Source organism: Jidongwangia harbinensis (assembly GCF_020216025.1).
In the GTDB taxonomy this organism is placed as follows: Bacteria; Actinomycetota; Actinomycetes; order Mycobacteriales; family Micromonosporaceae; genus Actinoplanes; species Actinoplanes harbinensis.
Genome location: NZ_JAIWNC010000045.1, coordinates 70091 through 88572 on the forward strand (window position 1 = coordinate 70091; position 18482 = coordinate 88572).

16 protein-coding genes are annotated in these 18482 nt (G+C 68.9%); 9 read left to right on the forward strand and 7 right to left on the reverse strand.

Features of this window, described 5'->3' with window-relative positions; all coding sequences use genetic code 11:
* Positions 1-19 precede the first annotated feature (19 nt).
* From LDL48_RS37055 to LDL48_RS37065, 3 genes are all read right to left on the reverse strand, one after another.
* Positions 20-2884: an ATP-binding protein gene (locus tag LDL48_RS37055; RefSeq protein WP_225259832.1), complete on the reverse strand. Its 2865-nt coding sequence runs from the start codon at positions 2882-2884 to the stop codon at positions 20-22.
* A gap of 95 nt (positions 2885-2979) precedes the next feature.
* Positions 2980-4068, reverse strand: a complete 1089-nt coding sequence (locus LDL48_RS37060; RefSeq protein ID WP_225259833.1) for an alpha/beta hydrolase — start codon at positions 4066-4068, stop codon at positions 2980-2982.
* A complete protein-coding gene (locus tag LDL48_RS37065) occupies positions 4038-4505 on the reverse strand; it encodes a hypothetical protein (RefSeq protein ID WP_225259834.1) in 468 nt (155 codons plus the stop codon). Before LDL48_RS37065 ends, LDL48_RS37060 begins: the two co-directional genes overlap by 31 nt.
* Positions 4506-4810: 305 nt before the next feature.
* On the opposite strand from LDL48_RS37065, the gene LDL48_RS37070 reads away from it, so the two are divergent.
* On the forward strand, positions 4811-5248 hold the full coding sequence (locus LDL48_RS37070; RefSeq protein WP_225259835.1) for an acyl-CoA thioesterase: 438 nt from the start codon (positions 4811-4813) through the stop codon (positions 5246-5248).
* Positions 5249-5326: 78 nt separating this feature from the next.
* On the opposite strand, the gene LDL48_RS37075 is transcribed toward LDL48_RS37070, so the two are convergent.
* Positions 5327-5971 (reverse strand): TetR/AcrR family transcriptional regulator, encoded by a 645-nt coding sequence (locus tag LDL48_RS37075; protein WP_225259836.1) that lies wholly within the window; start codon positions 5969-5971, stop codon positions 5327-5329.
* Between the two features lie 155 nt (positions 5972-6126).
* Here LDL48_RS37075 and LDL48_RS37080 point away from each other — a divergent pair, with 155 nt between their 5' ends.
* The 5 genes from LDL48_RS37080 to LDL48_RS37100 all read left to right on the forward strand — a co-directional run bounded on the left by LDL48_RS37080 (position 6127) and on the right by LDL48_RS37100 (position 11144).
* Positions 6127-6597, forward strand: coding sequence for an ester cyclase (locus tag LDL48_RS37080; protein WP_225259837.1), 471 nt, complete (start codon positions 6127-6129; stop codon positions 6595-6597).
* A gap of 439 nt (positions 6598-7036) precedes the next feature.
* Positions 7037-7729, forward strand: coding sequence for a response regulator (locus LDL48_RS37085; protein ID WP_225259838.1), 693 nt, complete (start codon positions 7037-7039; stop codon positions 7727-7729).
* Positions 7726-9459, forward strand: a complete 1734-nt coding sequence (locus tag LDL48_RS37090; RefSeq protein WP_225259839.1) for a sensor histidine kinase — start codon at positions 7726-7728, stop codon at positions 9457-9459. The genes LDL48_RS37085 and LDL48_RS37090 overlap by 4 nt, the downstream gene beginning before the upstream one ends.
* An 87-nt stretch (positions 9460-9546) precedes the next feature.
* Positions 9547-10782 carry an acyltransferase family protein gene (locus tag LDL48_RS37095; protein WP_225259840.1) on the forward strand — a complete coding sequence of 412 codons (1236 nt, stop codon included), beginning with the start codon at positions 9547-9549 and terminating at the stop codon, positions 10780-10782.
* 2 nt (positions 10783-10784) lie between these two features.
* Positions 10785-11144 carry an HIT family protein gene (locus LDL48_RS37100; protein ID WP_225259841.1) on the forward strand — a complete coding sequence of 120 codons (360 nt, stop codon included), beginning with the start codon at positions 10785-10787 and terminating at the stop codon, positions 11142-11144.
* A 44-nt stretch (positions 11145-11188) separates the two neighbouring features.
* On the opposite strand, the gene LDL48_RS37105 is transcribed toward LDL48_RS37100, so the two are convergent.
* Positions 11189-11611: an NUDIX hydrolase gene (locus LDL48_RS37105; RefSeq protein ID WP_225259848.1), complete on the reverse strand. Its 423-nt coding sequence runs from the start codon at positions 11609-11611 to the stop codon at positions 11189-11191.
* Positions 11612-12087: 476 nt separating this feature from the next.
* Between LDL48_RS37105 and LDL48_RS37110 the strand changes: the two genes are divergently transcribed.
* The gene (locus tag LDL48_RS37110) at positions 12088-13095 is read left to right on the forward strand and encodes an ABC transporter substrate-binding protein (RefSeq protein ID WP_225259842.1); all 1008 of its coding nucleotides are present in this window, start codon (positions 12088-12090) and stop codon (positions 13093-13095) included.
* Positions 13092-13916: an ABC transporter permease gene (locus tag LDL48_RS37115; RefSeq protein WP_225259843.1), complete on the forward strand. Its 825-nt coding sequence runs from the start codon at positions 13092-13094 to the stop codon at positions 13914-13916. The genes LDL48_RS37110 and LDL48_RS37115 overlap by 4 nt, the downstream gene beginning before the upstream one ends.
* Before the next feature lie 60 nt (positions 13917-13976).
* Here the strand turns inward: LDL48_RS37115 and asnB are convergent, their stop codons facing one another.
* Positions 13977-15866 (reverse strand): asparagine synthase (glutamine-hydrolyzing), encoded by a 1890-nt coding sequence (asnB, locus tag LDL48_RS37120; protein ID WP_308016541.1) that lies wholly within the window; start codon positions 15864-15866, stop codon positions 13977-13979.
* 254 nt (positions 15867-16120) lie between these two features.
* Positions 16121-16894: a hypothetical protein gene (locus LDL48_RS37125; protein WP_225259845.1), complete on the reverse strand. Its 774-nt coding sequence runs from the start codon at positions 16892-16894 to the stop codon at positions 16121-16123.
* 159 nt (positions 16895-17053) lie between these two features.
* Between LDL48_RS37125 and LDL48_RS37130 the strand changes: the two genes are divergently transcribed.
* The gene (locus LDL48_RS37130) at positions 17054-18178 is read left to right on the forward strand and encodes a DUF4268 domain-containing protein (protein ID WP_225259846.1); all 1125 of its coding nucleotides are present in this window, start codon (positions 17054-17056) and stop codon (positions 18176-18178) included.
* Positions 18179-18482 lie beyond the last annotated feature (304 nt).

The following is an 18482-nucleotide window of genomic DNA, read 5'->3' on the forward strand; positions in this document are numbered from 1 at the left end:
CAGCTTCCGGCGGCGACCCTCAGATGGGCTGTACGCGCCTGTAGGTCGTCTGCAGGTCCGGCGGCGACAGCACCCGGTGAACCTCGTCGACCAGGTCCGTGGCCGAGCGGGTTCGTCCTTCCTGCCAGAGCGCGTCGAACCGCTCGGGGCCGATGGACCCGCGCAGCCATGCGAGCCGTTTCCGGTTGTGCCGTTCGGCCCAGCGGAGCAACGCGCCACCGGGCCGCTGCAGTAGTTCGTCGACGGCGGACAGCACGACCACCTCCTGCGGCGCCAGGCCGAGTTCGTCGAAGAACCGCGACGCCACCTGCAGCGCCAGGGCGGTGTTCCACAGCCATCCCGCCCCGTCGATACGGCGCAGCGCGGCACGCAGCCATTCCGCGCCCTCGGCGAGACCGGAGAGGTTGCGTGCCGCCTCGGCCCGGATCAGCGTCGTGTACGTGAGCAGGTCGGCGTCCCCGGCGTCCCGCAGGATCTCGTGTACCGCGTCGCTCAGCCGGGCGGCTTGCTCCCAGTCGGCGCGGAGGAGAGCCATCAGCGCACGTTCGGCGAGCATCGCTGCCCGTACCCCCGGCTTGGGGCTCGTGGCGGCCTGATCGGCGCGGATCAGCAGGGCGTCGCCTCGCTTCAGGCTGCCGCAGAAGATCTCCGCGAAGGCCAGCCGGCGCAACACGATCCCGTAGCGCTCCATGTCGCCCGCTTCCCGGAACAGCGCGGCGGCCTCCTCGCCCGCTGCCGTGGCCGCGTCGAGATCGCCCTGATGCGCTGCCAGCAGGGTCAACCCGCTCAGCGCCCGGGCGCGTACGGCGGGCCACACGTCCGCACCGCCGTTCCTCGGCAGTTGCAACCCGGGGCGGCCCGCCAGGTGCTGCTCGGGCTTTTGCCGGTGCAGGGTGAGGGCCGCGGCAGCCCGCAGCGCGGCCTCCGCGTCACCCCGGTCGACGGACCATTCCATCACCGTGCGGAACTGCTCGATCGTGGCGCCGACCAGCTGCGCCGCCGTGCTGTCGCCCCCGAACTGGTAATGCGGATCGTCGGCGATCGCCACCACCAGCACGGCGTGCCGATCGCGGACGCGTTGCAGCTCGTGCTGCTCGTCCAGACGTTCGATCCCGTAGGCCCGCAGCGTCTCCAACATCCGGTACCGGCCGGATTCCTGGCTCAGCAGCGACTTGTCGACCAATGCGGCGACGATGCTCGCGGTCGTGGCCGGTGGGTGGAGGTCGGCGGCGAGTGCCTCGGCCCAGGCCAGCTCGAATCGGCCGGCGAAGACGCTCAACCAGGCGAACAGGCGGCGTTCGTCGTCGTTCAGGAGCTGATAACTCCAGTCCACGACGGCGTGCAGCGTGCGGTGCCGGGGCTCGGCCGTCCGGCTGCCCCGGGTGAGCAGATCGAAGCGGCCGCCGAGCCGGGCCGCGAGTTCGTCGACGGTGAAGGCGTTGGCGCGAGCGGCGGCCAACTCGATCGCCAGGGGCAGCCCGTCGAGTTCCCGGCAGATGGTGACCACCGCGGTGGCGGTCCGGTCGGTCAGTGCGAAGCCGGGGTCGGTGGCGGTCGCCCGCTCCACGAACAGCCGCACCGCGGGCGACCGGCCGGCCAGCGCGGCAGTGGCGGCACCGGCATCGGGCACGGCGAGGCCGGGCAGCGGCAGCAGTGCCTCGCCGGTGACCCCGAGCCGTTCCCGGCTGGTGGCCAGGATGCGCAGTCCGGGGCACGCCGCCAGGATCCGCTCGGCCAGCCCGGCGGCGGCGTCGAGCAGGTGCTCGCAGTTGTCCAGGATCAGCAGGCCGTCCACGTCGCGAAGGTGCGCCACGATGGCGTCCAGCCGCGGGCGGGTGCCGTGCGGAGGTACGCCCAGTGCGTCACCTACGACGTCGGGCAGCAGGTCCGGCTGGCTCAGCGCGGCGAGTTCGACAAGCCATGCGGCGCGGCCGGCGCCGGCTTCCAGGGCGAGCCGGCTCTTGCCGGCCCCGCCCACGCCCGTCACGGTGACCAACCGCTGCGTCGTGAGCAGGCGCCGGACCATCGCGACTTCGCTGGCGCGGCCGATGAAGGTGGTCAGCGGGCGGGGCAGGACCGCGACCGGCACCGCGGCATCGGGAGTCAGCTCCAGGTCCGGCCGCAGCAACTGCTGGTGCAGCCGTCGCAGGTGCGGCCCGGGTTCGGTGCCGAGCCGTTCCACCAGTTCGCGACGCGCGGCGTCGAAGGTGGCGAGGGCCTCGCCGAGCCGACCGGATCGGTGGCGCGCGAGCATCAGCTGGCCCCACAACCGTTCGTTGAGCGGATGGTCGGCGACCAGCGCGGCCAACTCCGCGATCAGCTCGTGGTGCCGGCCGTCGGCCAGGTCGGCGTCGATGCGCGCCTCCACCGCGCGCATCCGCAGCTCCTCCAGCCGGGCGATCGCGGCCTCGGCAGCGGGCTGGTCGGCCACGTCGGCCAGGGCCGGTCCGCGCCACAGCGTCAGAGCTGCGCGCTGAAGCTCGCCCGCCCGGCGGTGCTCGCCGGTCCCGGCCGCTTCAAGCCCGGCCTCGACCAGCCGCTCGAAACGCTGTGCATCCAGCGCACCGTCCGTCACCCGCAGCAGATAGCCACCGGTGTGCGTCTCCAGATCCGGCACTCGCCGGCCGGCGGCCGCCCGCATCGCCCGGCGCACCTCGGCGATCCGGCCGTACAGCAGCTCCGTGGCACCGGCCGGCGGGTCCTCCCAGAGCGTCTCGACCAATTGGCCGAGCGACACGACCACGTTCGGCTGGATCAGCAACGCCGCCAGCAGCGCACGATGCCGGGGCCCGCCGACCGCGGCCGGCGCGCCGGCGAAGCGAACCTCGAGCGGGCCGAGAATGCCGTACTCGAATGCTCCCTCCGGCACGCTGTTCTGAACCACAGCGGCGAGGCTACCAACCCCGCCTCGGGGACGGCCTTACGCAATGGCCCGCGGGGCGGTGCGGGCGGTGGGACCGAGCGCCCGCACCGCCGGTGTCAGCCGGTTCGCGGCACGCGCGAAAGGGTCGACGCGCGCCGCGGGTCCGGCCCTGCGGGATCGTTCGTGGCGGCCGTTCCGGCGGACGTGTCCGCGGCGTCCAGCGGTTCGGTGAAGGGCGGCGGCACGTCGGTGCAGACCCTGCCGTCGGCCGGCAGCCTGCCGGTCAGCAGGTACCTGTCGACCGCCGTGGTCACGCACGGCCCGGTGCCGTAGGCGACATGACTCCACTGGTCGCTGGAGAGCAGAGCGGAGTTCGGCAGCCGCCGGTTCGCCGCCACGACCCCGTCGAAGTTCGTCAGCGGATCCCGCAACGAGCCCACCATCAGGACCCCGGCGGCGGTCCTGCGGTTGAACGGCCCGGTGTAGGCGTCCTCGTCACGAACGGTCCAGGTGCTGCGACCACACTGCGGCTCGTTCCACGCCCAGAGCCGCCCGAAGTGCGGTGCCGTCCGCTCGGCGCGCGTGGCCGAGGCGGCGTAGGCGGCGACGTCGTCCAGGTGGAGTCCGTCGGTGCACAGTACCGAACTGAAAGCGTCGAACCCGTGGTCGTACTCGGCTTCCCCGCCCTCCTCGCCGGCGGCAGCCTCGGCGTCCTCCAGCCGCCGGACGAGCGCCTCCGCCGAACCGCCGGTGACCGCCGTCTCGACCTCGGCGATGAAGCGGGCGGTGTCGGCGACGTCCTCGGCGAGCAGCGCGTCGATGACCATGTTGACGAAATCCGCGTACGTGAACGTCCGCCTGCCACCGTCGCCGGCGAGTTCCAACGGCGTGGCCCGCAGCCGTTTCGCGGTCGCGTCGAACCTCTGCGCCGGGTGCCCGGCCGCCAGCACACAGCGCGTCTCGCCGGCTGTGTCGCAGCGCTTGAGCAGTTCGGTCAGCGAGCGATGGCTGGCCTCACCCGAGCGCAGCCGCTCCCGCAGGCTTTGCCTGGTGTTACCGCCCACCCAGGCCTGCGGATCGAGAACGCCCTCGACGGCCACGACCCGGAACCGGTCCGGGAACATGTTGGCGTAGAACTGTCCCAGCACGCTGCCGTAACTACGGCCCAGATAGTTCAGCTTCGCGTCGCCGACCGCGCGCCGCAACACCTGCTCGCGCCGACACCGCGCGGGTCGAACCCGACGATGTCGAAGCGGTTCAGCACCTCAGCACCGAGCGACTCTGCCATCTCCAGCGCGAAATCCCTGGCGGGCAGACTAGGACCGCCGGGATTGACGAAGAGACTGCCGATCCGACGTTCCTGATCCTTGGCCTTGACTCGCAGGACCGCCACGTCGACGGTCGAACCGCGCGGCTGGTCGTAGTCCACCGGCAGCGCCACGGTCGCACACTCCGCGGACTCGTTGCAGGGCTGCCACCGCAACACCGGCGTGGGCACCGAATCGACCCGGGCGCTCTCCACCCGGCTGGTGCGGTCGGACCGGGCAGACGTTCCCGCGTCCGCCACCGCGACCACGGCGACCGACGCAAGCGCCACACCAACCGTCGTCAAACCGAGCAGGCGCCGCTTTCCTGAACCCATCCGGACAGCTCCTTTCGTCGAGGAGGCGCGGTGATCTCGCGCCACCTCGCAACACGATCCGGAACTCAGCGGGTATCAACAGCTCCGTCGACGCCACCCGAGCGGGCAGTCCTGGCTGCACCCGTTCTTGCCGGAGCGGGTCGGCGGCAAGCCGGCGAGGTGATCGGCGATGAGCCGCTTGCGGACTCCGCCGGGTTGATCGCGCCGTCCTCGGTGCACCAAAGGCCGCCGCGCTGTGCGGTGACGCCGGTCCGCCCGGATCATCGTTGGCGTATCGCCCGTCCACCTGAAGGAATGCCAAGCTCATGGCCCACACCGTCCGCATCAACGTCCGGACCGACGACACCGACACCAACGGCCATGTGCGCAACTCGAGGTACCTGGACTACGGCGTCCACGCGCGGTGGCTGACGCTCCTGCACAGCGGCCTCGACCCCAGAGCGCTCGCCGCGCGCCGGCTGGGACCGGTCGACCTCGAGACCACGGTGCGCTACCGGAAGGAACTGGTGATCGGTGACGACGTCGACGTCCTGACCCGGTTCCTTTATCCAGAACCGAGAACCGTGAACGTGCTGCAGACACTGACCCGCGCATCCGACGGAGTCGTGGCCGCCGAGATCCGCACCGTCAACGCGATCATGGATCTCCAGCACCGCAAGCTTCTCGATGACGTGGTCGGCGCATACCGCACGCTGCTCACCGACCACGTTTCCGTCGATCTCGACGAGTTGAGCATTCGGTGATTGCCTGTCCGTCGTCGGTCTCCAGCGCGTCCTCGGCGGCGGGTCCGCCATCCCGGGCACGGTGTCCGGTCGAGTCCGCTAGGAGTCCGGTCCGGCGGATTCGGTCGGCACATGGTTGCCGTTCGCCGCTTCCATCCGCTGACCGTGGAGCACGCGAAGCGCGTCGAGCGCGACCGCGGTGAGAACGCCGCGACCGACACCGGCGCGGCCGAGCAACTCCATCCCCCGGGTGACGGCGACGAAGTAGACCGCCAGCGATTGCACGCTCGCGTCCGCGGGCAGATCCCCGTTCTCCCGCGCGTGTTCCAGGCACTGAGCGTAGACCCCGGCGAGCTGTTCGATGCCGGCCTTCGTGGCCGTGGAAAGCGGGTCCTCCGCACCGGTCGATTCGACCAGAGCACGCGTGGTGAGCGAGACCCGCCGGTCACCGCTGCTGAACTCGATCGCCATCCGGAGCAGGTGACCCCGGATCCGCTCCAGCGGCGAAGCGTCGTCGTGTCCGAGCGCTTCCGATACGGCGCGCGTCGCCTCCTCCCGGTCCTCGGAGAGCGCCCGTAGAAACAATTCCCGCTTCCCGCCGAACGCGTTGTACAAGCTCTGTTTCCCCAGCCCGGTCGCCCGCACCAGATCGTCCAGTGTCGCCGCGGCAAGGCCGTGCACGGCGAACACCTCACTGGCGCTGCTGACGACATCACTCTCGCGGAACTTGCGGGGACGAGGCATGTGAGCAAGCTTACGTTATTGACCATATGGTCAAAAACCTGTTAGCTTCGTTGAAGCGCGCATCGGTGAGACCACGTCGGGCGTCGTCACCTGATCCTCGCTGGGCGACAGCAACCTATTTTCCGGAGCGACACCAGGCATCAAGGAGAGCGGCTGTGAGAAGCAACGAGGAAGTTGTTCGTGCGGCATACCGGCTGGCAGAGGGGCCCGTCCTCGACGGAGCTGGTTTCCGCGCCCTGTTTACCGAAGACGGGACGTTCAACGACGTACCGAATAGGCAAACCTTCCGCGGAGACCAGATTCCCCAGGCGCTGACGGACTTCACCAGCATCTTTCCCGACATTCACCGGGAGTTGCTCGCCGTGCATACCTTCGGTGATGTTGTTGCCGTCGAGCTGCGAATTCAGGGCACACATCTCGGCGGATTCCCGACCCCGGTCGGCGTGATCCCGCCGACCGGAAACCGCATCGACATGCCGGCGGCGGATTTCTGGTATCTCCGTGACGGAAAAGTCGAGAGGTTCAACTGCTACAACGGGACGATCGTGATGCTCGCCCAGATCGGGGTCAACCCCGATTTCACGTCGGCGATCGAGTCCGCCAGGACAGCCGCCACCGGGGCGTAGCGGAAGCCGACCATGTGCCTGCCCACGTTCGGCGTCACCGTGCACGGCTTCTGGACCGATCACCACGCCGGCGCGCACCGCTTGATCGCTCTGCTCTCGTTCCGGGAGGGCGGCATGCCACCCATAGGGCTGCTATTGGCGGCTGTGCACCAGCGTCTGAGGTAGGTGCGGGCTGCTGCCGATTCGGTCACCGACGCCGAAACAAGGCAGGACCGACATCGCCCGCCTCAGCGGCGAACGGTTCGAGCGTCCATGGCACCGGCGAAGATCCGTTCCATGGCGACGGCATGTCCGGAGGAGGTGACGGGAGCGGCTCGGCCCGGTCTCCGCCTCGGCACTGACTGCGTGACCTGATTCTTCCTCACCTGGGCGCAGGCCGGTTGTATCGGCATTGTCATGATCGGCTGCTGGCGGGTCCCGGCTCCCTATAGTCGCTGCTGTGCGTGCTCATGTACTGGTCGCTGAGGATGACGCCCGGCAGGCCGAGGTGGTCCGGCGGTACCTGGAGGCGAGCGGGTATCGCGCCTCGGTCGTGCACGGCGGCCGGGATGCGATCGAGCAGGTTCGGCTGACCCCGCCAGACCTTGTCATTCTGGACGTGATGATGCCGCAGCTGAACGGCGTCGAGGTCTGCCGGGTGCTGCGCCGGGAGAGCAACGTGCCGGTGCTGATGCTGACCGCCCGGCGCGACGAGGACGACCTGCTGCGCGGACTGGACGTGGGTGCGGACGACTACCTGATCAAGCCCTACAACCCGCGGGAGTTGATGGCGCGGGTCCGCACGATGCTGCGCCGCAACCAGTGGGCGCCGGCCGAGCCGGATGCCGCGCTGAGCGTCGGCGAGATCGTGGTCGACATCCGGGACCGGCACGTGACCAGCGGCGGGCGCCGCGTGGACTGTACGCCCGGTGAGTTCGAGATCCTGGCCGCGATGGCCGCCGCGCCGGACCGGGTGTTCACCCGCGCGCAGCTGCTGGAGCGGACCCGTGGCTTCGAGGCCGCGGCCACCGACCGTACCGTCGACATGCACGTCGTGAGGCTGCGCCGCAAGATCGAGCCGAATCCGCGCCGCCCGGCCTACCTGCTGACCGTCTACGGCGTCGGCTACAAGCTCACGGACGGGTCGCGGTGAAGCGCGTCCCGCTGCACCGCAGCCTGGTCGCGCGGCTGCTGGCCCTCTCGCTGGTGGTCATGCTGTGCGCCGTGACGGCCACCGCGTGGCTCGCGGCGCAGAGCACCACGCGCGCGATCGTGCAGGCGCAGGACCAGTGGCCCTCCGCGGACGAGCGGATGATCTACGACGAGCTGGTCGCCTACGCCGCGACGCACACCGACTGGTCCGAGGTGCGGCCGCTGCTCGTCGAACTCGCCACGCGGACCAGCCGGCCGATCTCGCTGTCCGATCCGGAGGGCGAGTACCTGGCCGGCTCGGAGACGTCGACGGCCCGGCCGGCCCGGCGGTCGGCGCTGGTCGACCCGCTCTACCTCGAGGGCTACCTCTCCCCCGAACCGGCCGTGCGCGGTATCGACTGGCGCGCGGTCGGTCCGTACCGGCTCACCCAGGCCGAATTGGAGACCGTCTACGAGCGCATGCAGGCGGCAGAGTCGTGCCTGCGCGACAAGGACCTCGACGCATGGCTCTCCGCTGAGAACGGCGGCCGGCCGACGCTGAACTCGGAGAACGCATCGGACGCTCAGCGGGCCGCCTGCGCGCGCGAGTCCGGCGCCGACGTGCCCACCGCCACCGAGCGGCGGGCGCTGGACGAGCTAACCGCCCTCACCTACGCCTGCCTGAGAGGCGGCACGGTCACCGTGCGGCTCGGCTTCACCTGGACCGGACGGGCTCCCGCCGGGTCGAACCCGCGGACCTGCATCGATGACGCCCTCCGGATGCAGCTCCGGCCGTACGTGGCCCCGCGCGCGATCCTCTACATCCACGACACGGCATCGGTGACCGGTCCGGTCTTCGACCTCTCCCGGGCCAGCACGATGCGGATCGCCGGCGTCTCGGCGCTGGTGCTGGCGGTCGCCGTCGCGATCACGCTGGTGGTCGGCGTGCGGATGTCCCGGCCGCTGCGTGCGCTCACCCGCGCCGCGGAGCAGGGCGTGGCCCGCCTGCCGATCCGGGGCCGGGACGAGATCGGCCGGCTCACCACCGCGTTCAACGACCTGACCGAGCGCCGGGAGGCCGGGGAACGGCAGCGGCAGGCGATGGTCAACGACATCGCGCACGAGCTCGGCACGCCGCTGACCAACATCCGTGCCTGGCTGCAGGCCGCCCGGGACGGTGTGGCGGACCCCGACCCCGAGCTGCTGGATCTACTCGCCGATGAGGCCGACGTGCTCCAGCACATCATCGACGACCTGCGCGACCTCGCCGCGGCCGACGCCGGGCGGCTGCGCCTGCACCCGGAGCTGGTGTACGTCAACGAGCTGCTCGACCAGGTCGCCGCCGCGCACCGCAGCCGCTCCGGCGACGTCACGATCGTGACCGAACCGGTCGGCGACCCCGAGGTGATTCTGGACCCGCTCCGGATGCGCCAGGCCGTCGGCAACCTGCTCTCCAACGCGATCCGGCACTCCCCGCCGGGCGCCACCGTGACCGTCCGCTCGCGCCTCGACGGCGACGATCTGGTGATCGAGGTCGTCGACGCCGGCGACGGGATCAGCGAGGACGACCTGCCGCACGTGTTCACCCGCTTCTGGCGCGCGGACCGGTCCCGCAGCCGGCACACCGGCGGCAGCGGCCTCGGCCTGGCCATCGTCCGCGACCTCGCCGACGCGCACGGCGGCACCGTCACCGCGACCAGCCGCACCGGCCACGGCAGCACCTTCACCATCCGCCTGCCCGCCCGGGCCTGACCCACCGTTTCCCCCTTCCGCACCGTCGGTGGCTCCGCCACCCACGGCGATGGACCCCTGCGCAGAACCGACAGGAGGCGGCCGCTCATGGCTGCGACGAAGGACCGCCTGCTGGCCCTGGACGGGCTGCGGCTGCTGTGCGCGCTCGTGGTGGCCGCCCATCATCTCGGCATGGCCTGGTCGCTGGACGGCGTACGGCCGACCAGCACGCATCTGCCGCAGGCAATGAACTCGGTGCTGATCTACGGCTTCCTCGGCGTGGAGGTGTTCTTCATGATCAGCGGCTTCGTCATCTGCATGAGCGGCTGGGACCGGAGCCCGCGCGCCTTCGTCGCCTCCCGGGCCGGCCGGCTCTACCCGGCGTTCTGGGCGTGCGTGCTGATCACCACGGCCGTGATGACCTGGTTCCCGCTCACCGAGGGCGTCCCGCTCCCGCACGGCCTGACCGGCGGTGACGTGGCCGTCAACCTCACCATGCTCGCCGCACCGCTGAACGTGCCCTACGTCGACACCGTCTACTGGACGCTCTGGTACGAATTACGTTTCTACCTGCTGTTCACGGTCGTGATCGCGCTGGGCCTCACCCGTGGCCGGGTGCTCGCGCTGGGCGTCGGCTGGCTGGCCGCCTCCGTCGTCGTACCGGCCGGGGTGCCGCTCGCGGAGCTGGTCATGCCGCAGTTCGCGCCGTACTTCGTGGCCGGCATGACGTTCTACCTGATCCGCCGGCACGGGATGACCCTGCCGCTGGGGTTGCTGCTCGCCGCGTCGTGGGTGCTCAGCCTGGTCCGCGTGCGGGAGCGCGTGCTGTTCGCGAACCCCGGGTTCCCGGTGCCGGTCGGGCCGGGGCTGCTGATCATCACGCTCGGGTTCGCGGTGCTGCTGACGATCGCGCTCGGGCACACCGACCGCTGGAACTGGCGCTGGCTGGCCGTGGCCGGGGCCGTGTCGTACCCGCTCTATCTCCTGCATCCGCGCATCGGCTTCACGATGATCCGGTACGCCTACGACCGCACCGGTCTCCCGGTGCTGCTGCTCGTCGCCGGCGCCATCCTGGTGCTGCTGGTCGTCGCGTGGCTGGTCCACCGCCTGGTCGAACGCCCGCTCGGCCCGGCGCTGCGCCGCCTGATCGCCACCGGGCCGGTGCGGCTCCCGGCCGGCGTGCCGACGGCCGATGGACCCGGCTCACCGGGCGGCGCGCGGGGCCCGCGGATCGGCGTGCCGGCAGACGACGCGAGCGAGTCCGCTGCGGCGGCTGCTTCATCTGCGCAATGCTGCGTGGCGACCCAGGAGCCGAGCACGAGCTGTTCTACGACGACGGCGTAAACGTGGCTTTCCTGAATCGCTACCCCACCCCGCGCGGCTACGCTCTCGTCGCACCTCGCCGGCACGTCGCCGACGTCGTCCGCGGCCCTACCTCGGCGCAGTACCTCGCACTCCAAGCAGTCGTGCACACCGTCGCGGTAGCAATCAACCACGTGGTCCCGACCGAACGGACATACATCCTGTCGCTGGGCAGCATGCAGGGCAACTCGCACATCCACCGGCACGTCGCGCCGCTACCCCCCGGCACCCCCTACGGTCAGCAGCAATACCACGCACTCAGGTCGGAGAACGGCGTCATCGCACAGACCCCCGACGACGTCGCCACGCTCGGTGCCGCCATCCGCGCGGCACTCGCCGACTGACAACATCCTCGACGTGGCCGCTCCCACGCCTTGTCGGCGGCGGATCAGCGCACGTCTCCAGCGCTCCCGAAATGGAGCGGCAGGACCGCTGCGGTCGTCACGGCCAGGTTTAGGTCAAGAAGCTTCTCCCGCGGGACAAACACCATCGCGCGCCCTTCGCCGACCACCACGTCCTGCGGTGAAGCGTCGGTCGCGCCACGGAACACGTGGACGATCACCGTGTGTGGGAAGCCCGCCTCGTACGGACGAGGGCCGCTCCATAGCGGACGCAGCTCGCCCACCGTCAGGCCCGTCTCCTCGAGCAATTCCCGATGCGCTGCTTGTTCGGGTGTCTCGCCTGGCTCGACATGGCCGCCGGGCAGGCTCCACTGGTTCGGAGAGACCGAGGTCCGATCATCGCGATGCTGCAGGAGTACCGCGCCCGAGGAGTCGACGAGAAGCACCAACGCAACGTCGTAGGTGGCCATGGCGAGATCCTGCCAGGGTCGCGTCGGCCGGCACAGCTCACCGATCCCGGCATGATCCAATACCCGCTCGTCGGTACGGGCGCGCACTATGCGTCCCCGCCCACCATCACGCCGGGTGACCCACGAGCGCGGCCAGCGCACGTTGTTGTCCATGTCCGAGGCGACCTGACTGATCAACGACAGCCGATGCACTGGTCTTGACCCGAGCGCGGAGGGTCATCCAATGTAGACGTTGCACACGACTGTCCAGGTTTACTGAGGCATGCATGTGGCGACTCTGGGACGCCGAACTCACGGGAAGAGTCGATGTTGGAAACACCGCGACGGACGACGGCGGCAGATGGCGGCCGGTCGGCTGAGAAGACTCGCAGAGTGGCGCGTACCCCACGCCGGCAGTCGTTCGGATCCGAGAAACGCACCCCGCAGCGAAGGAAGGTGCAATGACGATGACCTCACGCCGGACCTTCTTGGCTGCAATGAGTCTCAGCGCCGTGGGCGGGACGCTCGCGGCGTGTTCGGGCGACCAGGAGAACGCGAGCGGCTCGTCCAACGGCAACGTGGACAAAGTCACCTACCTCACTTCGTTCGGCAACCTGGGCCGGGACGCGTACATCCACGCCGCGGTGCACAAGAACTACTTCGAAGAGGCCGGGATCGAGGTCAACGTCCAGTACGGCCAGGCCGGCGACTACAACCACAGCCAGTTGCTGGCCGGACGAGCCCAGTTCGCCTCGATCGACGCCTCCGGCGCGATCATCCGGGCCGGCAAGGCCGCGAAGCCGCAGGACCGAGACCTGCGGATCGTCGGTGTGGTGCACCAGCTCACCCTCAACTCGTTGGCCACCTTCGAGGACAAGGGCTTCACCTCGCCCCGGGACCTGCAGGGCAAGACATTGGGCGCGGTCGTCGGCGCCGCGCCGCGGGCATTGTTCCCGGCGTACGCCAGGTTCGCCGGCATCGACGAGAAGACGATCAAGTGGATCGATGCCACCACCCAGAACAGCGGGAGCCTGTTGGCGACCAATGAGGTGGACGGCCTAGTCACCCAGGTGCCTACCAAGCCCGGCCTGGAGAAGCTGGCCGGCGGTCGCAAGGTGCTCATGTTCCCGTACAGCGAATTCCTCTCCGACCTTTACGGCATCACGATCATGACCCACAAGAACGTCATCGAAAAGAACCCGGATCTGGTCCGGCGCTTCAATCAGGCGATCATGCGCGGGGTCAAGTACGCGGTCAACAACCCGGAGGAGATCGGAAAGGTCCTGCGGGAGACCGACAACACGGTGGATGCCAACCAGGCGGCACAGGAACTGGCGATCCTCAAGCCGAACACCCTGCCTGCCAGCGGCACTCCGGTGGGCACCTTCGACGAGGCCCGGATGGCAAAGAGCATCAACCTGCTGCACGAACTCGGCCTCGTTCCGCCCGGCCTTGCCCCTGCGGACATCGCCGACGCCAGGTTCCTCCCCAAGAGCGATACGTGATCTTCAAGTCGGCAGTCCGCCCGGGTGATCGCACCGGCAGTCCCCCGCGCTGGCGCTCGTGGGCGGTCCCGCTGCCGCTGATCGGGATCACGGTGAACCTCGGCCTGTGGTGGCTGGTCACCGCCATCTTCGAGATCAGCCCGCTCTTCCTGCCCAGTCCACTAGACGTTATCGATTCGCTGCGCCAGCCGGGACGCGGGCAGTACCTACTGGACCGCTCGCTGGAGACCGCTCAGGTCACGCTGATCGGCTTCAGTATCGCGATGTCCGGCGGGTTCGTCATCGCCGTTCTCCTGGCCACGTTTCGCAGCGTCGAACGGGCGGCCATGCCGGTGCTCGTGGCACTCAACGCCGTGCCCAAGGTCGGGCTCGCCCCACTGCTGGTCGTCTGGCTTGGGTTCGAGATCGAGCCGAAGGTCGTACTGGTCATCCTGATCTGCTTCTTCCCGATGGTGGTGGCGACCATGTCCGGCCTCGCCTCGACGCCGGCCGAGTTGGGGGAACTCGCCGCGTCGTTGGCCGCCTCGCGTTGGCAGACGTACCTCAAGGTGCGGGTGCCGTGGGCCCTGCCGCAGATCTTTGTGGGGCTCAAGCTTTCCGTGCCGCTCGCGGTCATCGGCGCTGTCGTGGCCGAAACCAACAACCCGAACTCCGGTCTCGGCAGCGCCATCGTCAAGGCATCCGCGCAGTTCGAGACTCCACTCGCTTTTCTCTGCCTGGTGCTGCTCGGCCTGTGGAGCTCCGGCCTGTTCTACTTGATCGTTGGCCTGGAGCGGTGGATGCTGCCCTGGGCGCGGGCGATCTCCGCCCAGCAAGCGTGAGTCGCCGCCTTCGGCCCAGTGACGGCCCTGGGTGTTCGATTCGGGAATCTGCGGCCGCGTTCAGGCCAGTCGTAACTGCACCGGATAGCGACGCAGCCAGTCATCCAGGCCGACCACCAGTTCGGCCGACCGCCGCCGTGGGCCGAAACCGCTGCTCTCCAGCGGAGATTCGAACAGCTCCAGCAGCGGCTTCGCGTTGAGCAGCCCGGCGCTGGGCGCCGCCGGATCGGTGAGGATCCCGACCGCCCGGGCGCGCAACATCTGCTCATACCGGGTGTCCTGAGTGGATGGATAGGGGCTCTTCCGGCGCTGGAGCACCGAATCCGGCAGCAGGTCCGCGACGGCCGCGCGAAGCAGGCTCTTCTCCCGGCCATCGAAGGACTTCATCGACCAGGGTACGTTGTAGACGTACTCCAGGAGCCGGTGGTCGGCGAACGGCACCCTGACCTCCAGGCCGTGCGCCATGCTCATCCGGTCCTTGCGGTCCAGCAGGAACGGAACCCACCAGGTCTGCGCGAGATAGCTCAGCTCGCGCATCCGCCGCTCCGGCGGGTCCTCGCCGGGCAGGTATTCGACCTCTGCCAACGCGTCGCGGTAACGGTGGGTTTGGTAACCGGGCAAGTCCAGCAGCGCGGCCAGGTCGGGGTCGAGCAGCTCGACGATCGGGTTCCCTCCGCCGGCCGCGGGATGGCGGGGAAAAAGCCACGGGAACGTGTCGGCCGCTACCGCCTCCTGGTCGTGGAACCACCAGTAGCCGCCGAACACCTCGTCGGCGACCTCTCCGGACAGGGCCACCGTGGAGTGCTCGCGTACCGCCCGGAATAGCAGGTACAACGACTGGTACATGTCACCCATCGGCGTGGGCAGGTCATTGGCGAGCAGTACCGAGGTGCGGTGTAGCGGATCCATCATCATGGCGGTGTCCAGCATGATGTCCCGGTGGTCGATGCCGTGACTCCCGACATGCGCCACCACGTCGTGCACGAACGGCGTGTCCGGCTGATCCCGCACGGCATCGGGCCGGAAGTTTTCGGTCTGCCCGACGAAGTCGATGGCATAGGTCCGCACTCCCGGCCCGGCCACTCCCGAGCCGGCGGCGATGGCGGTGATCGCCGAGGAGTCCAGACCGCCGGAGAGCAGCGTGCACAGCGGTACGTCGGCCACCAACTGCTCGACGACCGCGTCCTCAAGCAGATTCCGTACGGTGCTTACGGTGGTGTCCAGGTCGTCGGCGTGCTCCTGGGTGCGCAGCGACCAATACCGGTGCTTCCGCACTCCGGCCCGGTCCACGATCACCAGGTGCCCCGGCCGTACGTCGGACACGCCGCGGTAGAGGGTCCGGCCGGGCGACTTGAAGTGGGTGAGCAACTCACGCAGCCCGTCCGCGTCGACCTCGGTGGTCACGCCGGGATGGGCCAGAATCCCCTTCGGCTCGGAGGCGAACAGCACCCCGTGCGCGGTCCGTCGGTAGTACAGCGGCTTGACGCCGATCCGGTCGCGGCCCAGGACCAGCCGCTCACGCGCGCAGTCCCACAGACCGAAGGCGAAGATGCCGCGTAGCCGCTCGACGAACGAGTCGCCCCACTGCAGATAGGCGCGCAGGACCACCTCGGTGTCGCTGTCGGTGCGGAACGTCTGGCCGTACCCGCGCAGCTCGGTGCGCAGCTCACGGAAGTTGTAGATCTCACCGCTGTAGGTGAGCACGGCGGCCACGGTGCCGTCGCGCTGCACGGACATCGGCTGGACGCCGCCGCGGATGTCGATGACGGCCAGCCGCCGGTGCCCGAGCGCGATCCGCTCATCGAGCCAGACGCCCTCGTCATCGGGTCCGCGCAGCGCCATCGTGGCGGTCATCGCGCGAATGGTCGCGTGCTCCGCGGCAAGACTCCGGTCGAAGTCCGCCCAACCGACGATTCCGCACATGGCACTCCCTCGTGCAGCGGACGACATTCGTGCCCCGTCTCACCGTAGATTCCAGAAAACCACACCGCAAAGTGGAGGCGTCGTGGTCAAGGAGGGCAACGTGTCCCAGGCCATCCGATCCCGCGAGTAGCACTACGACCCGAGAACCGTTCGCACCCGGGATCTCCCGCCACCCCACCGAAGGCCTCACAATCGGCGGCGCCGGTCAGGATGCGACACACCTAGACCTGCTCCGCCGCACCCGCCACGAGCAGCGCAGCCACCAGACCCTAGGTATGCGCTCAATCAAGCTCCCAATCGGCGCTCGTGGCCGACTGCTCCCCGGTGGCGGCGGTACGGACTCGAGCCGGTCGGGCGTCGGCGCGGATCTGGAACACCACTCTTTGAACGACCTTCTCCCGATGTTCGAGTCGATCGTCGCCTGCGAGCATCCGCGTCATCGCGAGATCATGCTGATACCAGGTGCCCTCCGCGTCGCACAGCCAGGTGTAGTTACCCACCTGCGCAATGATGGTCCGCTGCCCCATATTGCGTTCCTGCAACGACACCGACACGAGCCGCCTGCCATCCGCCGGCCGCAGGTTGGCCGTCGGCTCGACATCGTCCACGCCGAGCACCGAGACGTCGTGCCGACTCTCAGCGGCATGCCCCAGTTCCAGCAGATTCCCTAACGTCAGCAATCTCCCGGACGGGGGTAAATCCTCGACCAGGATCTCGCGCGGCGTCCCGTCTACGTAAACGTTCGCGGAGTCTGGATACACCGTCGGGCTCGACATGCACGCAGAGCCATCGGGTCTGGTTGAGAGGAACGCGGTAACGCCGCACACGGCAACCAGGATCACCACGACGGACGCCGCCACCCATCGCCGCGATAGGTGAACGCCGAGCCTGGCGGGCACGGGTTCGTCCGCGGGTTCACGGACGACCTCTGGTGAACCAACCAGCGAAGCCTCAACTCGCTTGCGGCGAGCGGCCAGGACCACGGCCGTGACGACGGCAAGTGACACAGCACCGCGCGCGGCCCAGAGTGCGACGGCTTTGCGCGTCAGCGGCACAGGACTCCTCATCGGCTCGACACGCCCGGCTATGAGATTTCAGCGGGCAGGCTCTCGATGCACCGTTGCCCTCGAATTGAAGCCGTCAACCGCAGGGCTCTCGGTAGCCTTGCCCGTATGCAGGACGCGGTACGAGGCTTGCCGACCTCAAATCCTCCCGTGTCCGAAGCGGAAGACTTCGACGGGGATCCTCCCGCCGTCGGGCCATTGGATGCGCGATCGCCGTTGGTCAGATTGACCAGCCTCGAGCCCGTCGCCGTGACGGCGGTGTGGCCGACCCAGGATCTGTACCGGCAATTCTGGTCCGAGTTCGAGGCCCAAGCTAAAGCCCGCGGGCGGACCAACGCATCCGCACCAGCGACGAACTGGTGGAGCATGCCGACCGGCGTCACCGGCACAACATGGGAGGTTTCCTACGCGATGGCCGGCTGCCGTTCCCAGTTGAACTTCGGCCACCCCGATCCAAATGTCAACTCCGCACGATGGCAGGTGCTCAGGCAACGCCGCGCCGAGCTCGAGAAGGAGTTCGGCGACGAGCTTGTCTTCGATGACCTACCCAACAACAAGAGTTGTCGCATCGAGGTCCGCCTATCGGACCGAAAATCGCCGAACGAGAGCGGTGGCCAGAGGTCCTGTCCTGGATGCTCGACACCCAGCAGCGGATGCGCGCTGCCGTGTCCGCCGTTGGCGGCGTACCAGCCGTTACCGCACCACCAGCGGCCGACAACGCGGATACCGGCGCCGTGTGAGAGTTGTTTCGCCCCACCTGCCGCCCGGCTGAGGCATTCACCTCCATGCCAGCAGAACTTCCCGGGGCATCAGCCAGGGTTGAGCCAATCGCGGCAGATCAGGGCAAGGGTGCCAGTCCTGCTGAAGGCCGCCCTGATGCACCTTTTGAGCGGTAACGTCGCTGTGATGTACGAGCCAAAGCCACGTCTCTTCGCGGCCGGAAATCCGCGCGACAGACAAACCGGCGGTCACGGTGGGGCGGTCGCTGCGGTTGTGCTCCTCATCGTCTTGGGCGGCGCCGCCGCGCTGTACAGCCTATTCGTTCTCCCGTACTCAAGCGGCAACTGCGGTGACTCAGACAGCCAACTGATCTGCTCGGCCGCCGGCCAGCAGGTAGTCGCCGTCGGTCCGTTGCTGGCAGTTGCAGTCGGCTCGGCGATATCCATCTGCTCGTTGTCGTTGCGACCTGGACGTCGAGCGTTTGGAATTGCTCTCGGATATGGGATCGGCTTCGGTGGATTCTTGGTCGCGAACATCGTTGCGCGTCAGGTCTAGCGCCTCTAACCATCGGTGCAGTCGACGCCCGCGCGTGGGTCAAACCATCTTGCGAATGCCCGATCCAAGGTCCGTGCGCGGCTGACTTGTCCCGCCTTGCTCGTCTCGTCAGAGTCCGCGGCTCGATGCCAGTACGCCACGTGTTGAACGGGATGCCCCGGCCGGCCGCCGCGGAGTGGTGGGGGGTATGAAGAGGTCCGGGACGGGCGTGGGGCCCGTCCCGGATGTTGTTCGTGTCGTTGGGTGGTCAGTGTTGTAGGGCGAGTTCCTCGTCGGCGGTGTGTTGGTGTTTGGGTGGTTGGGT